This is a genomic window from Vicinamibacterales bacterium, assembly GCA_036012125.1.
Taxonomy (GTDB): domain Bacteria; phylum Acidobacteriota; class Vicinamibacteria; order Vicinamibacterales; family UBA823; genus UBA11600.
On the sequence record DASCOS010000011.1, the window covers coordinates 128,144 to 134,966 of the forward strand.

General features: G+C 57.1%; 5 protein-coding genes. 2 read left to right on the plus strand and 3 right to left on the minus strand.

Annotation, left to right across the window (positions count from 1 at the left end):
• Positions 1 to 3: 3 nt before the first annotated feature.
• Both QGH09_05030 and QGH09_05035 read left to right on the plus strand, forming a co-directional pair.
• Positions 4 to 2,562 (plus strand): hypothetical protein, encoded by a 2,559-nt coding sequence (locus QGH09_05030; GenBank protein HJO17544.1) that lies wholly within the window; start codon positions 4 to 6, stop codon positions 2,560 to 2,562.
• Between the two features lie 5 nt (positions 2,563 to 2,567).
• Positions 2,568 to 3,773, plus strand: a complete 1,206-nt coding sequence (locus tag QGH09_05035; protein HJO17545.1) for a glycosyltransferase family 9 protein — start codon at positions 2,568 to 2,570, stop codon at positions 3,771 to 3,773.
• 14 nt (positions 3,774 to 3,787) lie between these two features.
• On the opposite strand, the gene QGH09_05040 is transcribed toward QGH09_05035, so the two are convergent.
• From QGH09_05040 to QGH09_05050, 3 genes are all read right to left on the minus strand, one after another.
• Positions 3,788 to 5,059, minus strand: coding sequence for a glycosyltransferase family 4 protein (locus QGH09_05040; protein HJO17546.1), 1,272 nt, complete (start codon positions 5,057 to 5,059; stop codon positions 3,788 to 3,790).
• Positions 5,056 to 6,312: a glycosyltransferase family 4 protein gene (locus QGH09_05045; protein ID HJO17547.1), complete on the minus strand. Its 1,257-nt coding sequence runs from the start codon at positions 6,310 to 6,312 to the stop codon at positions 5,056 to 5,058. Before QGH09_05045 ends, QGH09_05040 begins: the two co-directional genes overlap by 4 nt.
• Positions 6,313 to 6,429: 117 nt before the next feature.
• Complete coding sequence (locus QGH09_05050; GenBank protein ID HJO17548.1) at positions 6,430 to 6,819, minus strand: tetratricopeptide repeat protein; 390 nt, start codon at positions 6,817 to 6,819, stop codon at positions 6,430 to 6,432.
• Positions 6,820 to 6,823: the final 4 nt, after the last annotated feature.

Below are 6,823 nucleotides of genomic sequence, written 5' to 3' on the forward strand. Positions count from 1 at the left end.
GGAGTGCCGACGTCGCGTTTCGGCAACTCGCATCCTATGTTGTATCAGCTGGTCGCCCTTGGCGTGATCGCCTACCTGCCAGGCGCCATTATCTTCCGGTCGCCGGTCGCCGATCGCTGGCGACGTGCAACGCTAGCCGCCGAGGAGCGCTGTTTCTGGGGAGTTTTCATTAGTCTCTCACTGACGTCGATAATCGCCCTAGGCTTGGCGGTCGCGGAACAGTACAGCTTCGAACGGTTACTCGCAGCAAACACCATCCTAAGTCTGGTGTTCGTGCTCCTCGCACGTGGCCGGTTACGATTGCCCCCTGAGGCCCCACGGCCAAACCTCACCGTCTTGGCACCGCTCACCTTGATAGCTCTTGGAGCCTGGTTGTACTTTCCCTCCTCGGAATACATCATAGGCGGGAAGGACCCGGGCGTATATGTGAACGAGGGGATCCAGATCGCTCAACGCGGTGCGCTCGTCACGCGGGATCCACAAATCGCGTCACTACCGCCTAACTCGCGAGACCTCTTTATTCCTCGCCATGATGACGACACTTATTACGGACTTCGGTTCATGGGTTACTTTGTCACTGAACCTGCTTCTGGAAAGGTCGTGGGACAGTTTCCACATCTCTATCCAGCCTGGGTCTCCATTGGTTACGGCCTGAATGGCCTGACGGGAGCCCGACAGGTCATCGGTATCTGGGCAATCCTCGGCCTACTGGCGTTGTATTTCGTTGGAGCACGGGCGGTCGGAACTTTGCCAGCATTCACAGGTTCTGTTTTGCTGGCGGTACACGTCGCACAGGTCTGGTTCAGCCGGTACCCGAACTCAGAGCTCGTCCTCCAGGCTACTTTGTTGGCTGCGTTGCTAGCGTTCGCTCGCGCTCACAGCGATGGCGATCGATTTTTTGGTCCCCTAGCGGCCACGCTCCTCGGCCTGTCACTCTTCGTAAGGCTGCCAGCGATACTGGCCTGGGCGGCGGTCAGTCTGGCCTGCCTGGCCGGTGCAACTGAGGGACGGCGGCCTCGCATCAGCTTCATCGGTCCGGCGATACTCTGGCTGGGACTCGCAACTTGGTATTTCGTGGCGGTGCTCACACCCTATGCTGCACAGCCGATCGGATTCGTTCAGAACCTGCAGACGGTCCACATTCTCCTACTTGGTCTCGGTGCGGCCGCGGTCGTCCTGCTGCTCCTAGCAATCCGCTCAGAAGCCGCTTGTACACAAATTCGGCGTTGGTTGCCAGCAGTCGTCAGTGGTGCCGTCATCATAGCCGCCGCTTACGCATACTTTCTTCGCACACCAGGCGGACGACTCGCCCCTCATGATGCATTCGCACTTCGAACCTATGCGGCGTACTATTTGTCACCCTACGGGCTTGTTGCTGCTCTACTCGGATTCGCTCTACTGGTCCGCCAGTCGTTCTGGCGGAACTCCGCACTAATCTTGAGTCTTGTTACATTTTCGTTCTTCTTCTTTTACAAAATCCGAATAGTGCCTGAGCATTTCTGGATGACGAGGCGGTTCCTCCCAATCATTCTTCCAATGTCGATGTTACTGATCACCACAGCGGCATTCTGGGGAGTCGGTTCGGGGTGGCCACGAATGCTGCGAGAACGAATCACCCTCGTGGTTCGGGTCGTAATTGGTATCGTGCTCGTGGGACTCCTGAGCCAACAGTATTTAGCCGCGTCACGTCCATTGCTTAATCACATCGAATACGAAGGCGTGATTCTGAAGCTTGAGGAACTTGCCGACCAGTTCGGTGATCGTGATCTCGTCATTGTGGAGTCCAGAGCTGCATCTGACCTTCATGTTCTAGCGTTACCACTCGCCTACATCTATGGTCGAAATGTGCTCGTCTTCAGCGACTCCGAACCTAATAGAAATGCTTTTCTGGAATTTCTGACCTGGGCTCGAACAGAATATCAAAACATCTTCTTTCTCGGAGGCGGTCGGACAGACTTACTGTCGTTTGCAACCGTCAACCCGGTGGGTTCGGAGAGATTCCAAGTGCCAGAATACCAATCACTCCTAAATACCTACCCAAGAGCGGTGGACCAAAAAGAGTTCGATTTTGGCATCTACCAATTCGACGAGACCATTCGTGTACCAGGACCATTTTCGCTCGATATTGGCACAATGGATGACCTGCACGTCGTCGAATTCCACTCGAAGGAGCAATCATCATTGCTGGGAGGAACCCCTCAGTCAGGAGAACAGGTCACTTTTCGCTGGTCTCGTGAAGAATCTCATATTGCCATTTTGGACACTTCGGCGAATGCTCAAGCACTGACACTCTGGATGAGTGATGGCGACCGTCCCGATAACGTCATTCCTGCGCGCGTTGCGGTCTATCTCGATGACGTCCTGCTCGGTGACGTGGCTATTACCAACGGGTTTCATCCCTATATCTTCTCCATTCCACCAAGCCTCGCTTCAGTGATGGCGGAACGACGAGAAACGACGAGCCTCACGTTACTCACCAACACGTGGAATCCGTCCCGAGTACTGAGCGTACCCGACAATCGTGAGCTGGGGGTGATGGTCGATCGCGTGGAGATACAATAAGGCAGGTGTTTAATCACCTTCACATCCATAACCGCGCTGAGCGATGGCTGGTCGGGGTCACGGACCTTGCCTTATCGGTGGGCGCTGTAGTCACACGTCGCTCGACGGCTATCCCTCATCAACCCACTCGCATTCTCCTGCTTCGCCTGGAACGTATCGGCGACCTACTGATGACGCTACCTGCTCTCTTGAAGCTTCGCGCGGCGTTCCCAGCCACGACCATCGATTTGGTGGTTGGAAGCTGGAACGCGTCACTGGCGCGATTGCTGACGGTGGTCGACCACGTTGAAACGGTCGATGCACCTTGGTTGGCCAGAGGACATCAGGCAACCGACTATCTCAAGTTGACGCGTCAGGCTTCGCACTGGCGTACAGCTCAATATGACCTTGCCTGCAATTTCGAAGGGGACATCAGGTCAAATGCCCTGATGGCCCTTTGCGGAGCACCGCGCCGGGTAGGCTTTGATATTAAAGGTGGCGGAGCTTTCCTGACCGATCGCGCCATATACGACCGCCAAGCACACGTTGCAACAAATGCCTTGCGTCTGGTTGACACAATTCTGCCTCATTCCCAAGACAGTGGGGCCACTGATGATTCGTTACCTCTTCTCATTCCGGAATCCGTGAGAACACAAGTCCAGGATGTGCTGAGGCAAATCGGTCAGCCGGCGATTGGCATTCATGCTAGCGGTGGACGCGCGATCAAACAGTGGGACCCAACTCGGTTCGCCGAAGCCGCTACTAGGTTGGCCAGGTCACGGGGCGCGACCATCGTGCTCACCGGTTCTGCTGAAGACCGTGCAGAGGTGGACCGAGTAAAGACGGCGCTTCCCAGTGACCTCCCCGTTGCCGACCTTTCAGGCACGCTAGACCTTCCGCGCCTCGCGGTCATCCTTGAACATCTCTCGCTATTCATCACCGGCGATACTGGTCCAATGCATCTTGCCGCTGCAATGGGAACCCCAATCGTTGCGGTCTTTGGTCCGTCGGACCCGACCAACTACGGCCCCTTGACATCCCGCAGTCGCGTCGTACGAGTTAACATCTGGTGTAGTCCCTGCAACCAGATCCGCCGCCCGCCGTCTCGGTGCGTCGGGCACGTGCCAGATTGTCTGGTCGGTGTCGAAGTGGATCGAGTAGTTGCAGCTGCCAACGACTTACTCACTGACCAAGGGGTGGAGTGGGCCAGGACGACCATGAAAAATAGGTAGGCCGACGGGCACAGTCACCTGCTCGCCCTCAAAGAGGCACACTCTGCCAGCACTTCATCGTAATGCGACAATAAGCGCTCAGTAACGCTTGGCCAAGAAAAACACCGCTCGACGAGCGCCCGGCCAGCTTCACCCATCCTAGGAAGATGTTCCTCCAGGTGAAGAACCTCAGTTAAAGCATGCCCCAAGTCCGCAGCGTCCCCTGGCGAGGCCAACCAACCAGTAACCCTAGGTAACACTTTGTCAGGCAACCCTCCGACCCGCGAAGCTACAACGGGCCTACTATGTGCCATCGCTTCCAGCGTGACGATTGAGCTGCCTTCATAAAGAGTGGGGTGCACGAACACCGTCGCCGCCTCATACCAGGCGTGCAGTTCACGATCGGTCGTCGCGCCAACAAAAAGCGTCCGATCTTGCAACCCAAGTTGCCGAACGATTCGCTCCAAGGTAGAACGGTAATGTCCGTCACCCACGATGACCCACCGCCATTGGCGAAATTCAGAATCTCGGCAGGCCTGTGCAAGAGCACCGGCAAGAACGTCAAAACCTTTGTTCTTCTCAACACGGCCCACACTGAGAAACACCCTGTCAGCACTGGGGATATCCCAAACGCTACGTATCTTTGCTCCTTCAGCCGGTCCAGCCAGTGCATCGCACCGGCCAAGGTCCACAGCGTTGGGAACGACACGAACGGACGATTCCGGAACACGTAAGTTAGTTACCGTGTTCGATACGAGTGCTTGGTCTGTCGCAAGAATTCTGGTCGCGTAGCGTGCGCACCGACGAACCGCAATCTGTAGAGGCCGATAGGCAATACGCTTCAATCCAGTCTGGAATAAATCGGTCCCACCAAACTCTTCCATGCCGTGCGGCGTCAAAACAAGCGGAACCTTTGCAGTGGGCGCTGGCAAAACCGCACCAAGTACACTCGCACCATGACCATGTATCAGATCAACATGGCCGTCGCTTAAGAGCCGTGCCGCCTGCCGACCCGCTTTGAAGCCGAAATAGAGATAGGCAGTATTTCGGTCGAGGATCGTTGTCCCACGCCGACCGGCGAACGGAAAAGTCCGGTATTGAATGGTTTTCAGCGTCAGCCGTTCGTCACGAAGCCAGGCAGCCTCAGCGCCCGGTCGAGAGGCGGGCCTAGTAATCAGCGTAACGGCAACGCCGCGCTCCAGTAGTTGACGTGCGAGGTCGTCAACATGCCGCTCAAGCCCGCCAGGACCGTGCAGGGCCGCACTCGCACGACTCACTAACGCCACTCGGATCGGCGAGTCGCTCATCTCCGCCTCACCACATTGCGATAGAGCGCTTCAATTCGATCTACGACGACTGGGGCTGCAAACCGTCGCTCGACCCTGTCCCGAGCGCCCTCACTCAACCGGTGTCTCAATGCACGATCTTCGCTTAGGCGGTGTACATCGTCTCCCAAGTCCTCGGACGTTTTCGACAACAAGCCAGTTTCTTCGTGCTTCACAATGTCTCGGGTACCCCCCGTGTCCATCGCGGCCGTCGGCACACCGAGCACAGCAGCTTCCAACAGCACCCGACTTAAGGATTCCGGACCGTGCGAGGGAAAGATAAGGACCGACGCATGCTTCAACCAGCGAAGCGCTTCCACCCGAGGCAGCCAACCTTGGAAGCGAACATCCACGTTCGAACGTGCAGCCTCCGCCGCGACTTCCATCCGCTGAGGCCCATCACCCACCACGACCACCGGCCAACGAAGTCTTGCACGTACGATCGCAGGTATGAGTCTCTTGGCGCCTTTATTTTGGGCAAGTTTACCTACGTATACGGCATACGGTTCTGAAAGCGGTGGTCCGTCGTCAGCAGACCCCGCCCGGATACCTTCAACATCGATCGGATTCGGAATGACTTCGACACGCGTGTCTTGAAGGTCACTCGTCCGTGATCGCAAGTCAGATGCGATTGCCGTACTCACAGCAATGATCGCATCAGCCCGACCAAGAGCGCGGCGCTTACCGGCCAAATTTCTTCGCATATATGGAATAACTGGCAGCGCAAGCGGCCAGGCCCATCGTGCTCTCGGCCTGATACAACGAGTCATCATCAAAGGCGTACATGCCGGGCAGAGACCCCTCGCCTTGGGATCGTGAATCAAGTTAGACCAGTAGCAAAGGGGCCAGTAGTCTCTGACGGTGCATACGACCGCCCGATCTTCCATCCGTGCTGCCATTACGGACGCCGGGCTACTCAGGAAATGCTGAGCATGCACTACGTCGATCTGTTCTTGCCGAATGATCTCACCGAGTTCACGCGCGTATCGTCCGTAGAGCCGCTCGTTCGTGAAATAGTTCCTGACGAATGGTACAGGGGGTGCCCACGCTTTGTACTCTCGAACGGCGAAGCCATCGTACATCGTCAGTGGATGGGCTCCTGACGTGCCAAAATGAGGACGAGAAACCGCTACGTAATGACCCCTCGACCGTAACGTCTTGACCAACTCGTACGTGCTCCACCCACTACCTCCACAGTTCGGCGGAAACGCATCAGTGCTGACAAGAATTCGCATCAATACTTACTGCTCACGGGAATGTCATTTCCTCGCACAAGCCTGAGCGGTTTAGACAACCACCGACTGCGCACCCCACATCCATTCAGGCTTAGAAAGTACATCGACGTAGGGTGTTCACTGCGGGGGAGGCGGGTGTGCGGCCTCCCATGCGAGCGCGCGACGTTGGGCACCAGCAAGTTCCTCGCGGGTCATGCGCTGGGCAACGACATCTCGAGCGGCACCGTAAGCCTCACGCTGATCCGCCGAAGCTCGGACCGCTGCAAGACTCAGCCACAGGTGCGCCTGCACCACATCCGGCGCCACCCCGCGTCCGGCGGCATACATCTCCCCCAGATTCCCTTGCGCCGGAATTGAGCCCTGCTCGGCAGTCTGATGCAGCCACCTTAATACCTCGGCATCTCCCTGCTCGGCCGCCAGCCGGTACCACCGCACCGCCTCCGCTTCATCCTGCGGTACACCCCGGCCGTCGAAATACCGGCCCGCGAGCCCGGTCTGCGCTGGCAGATAG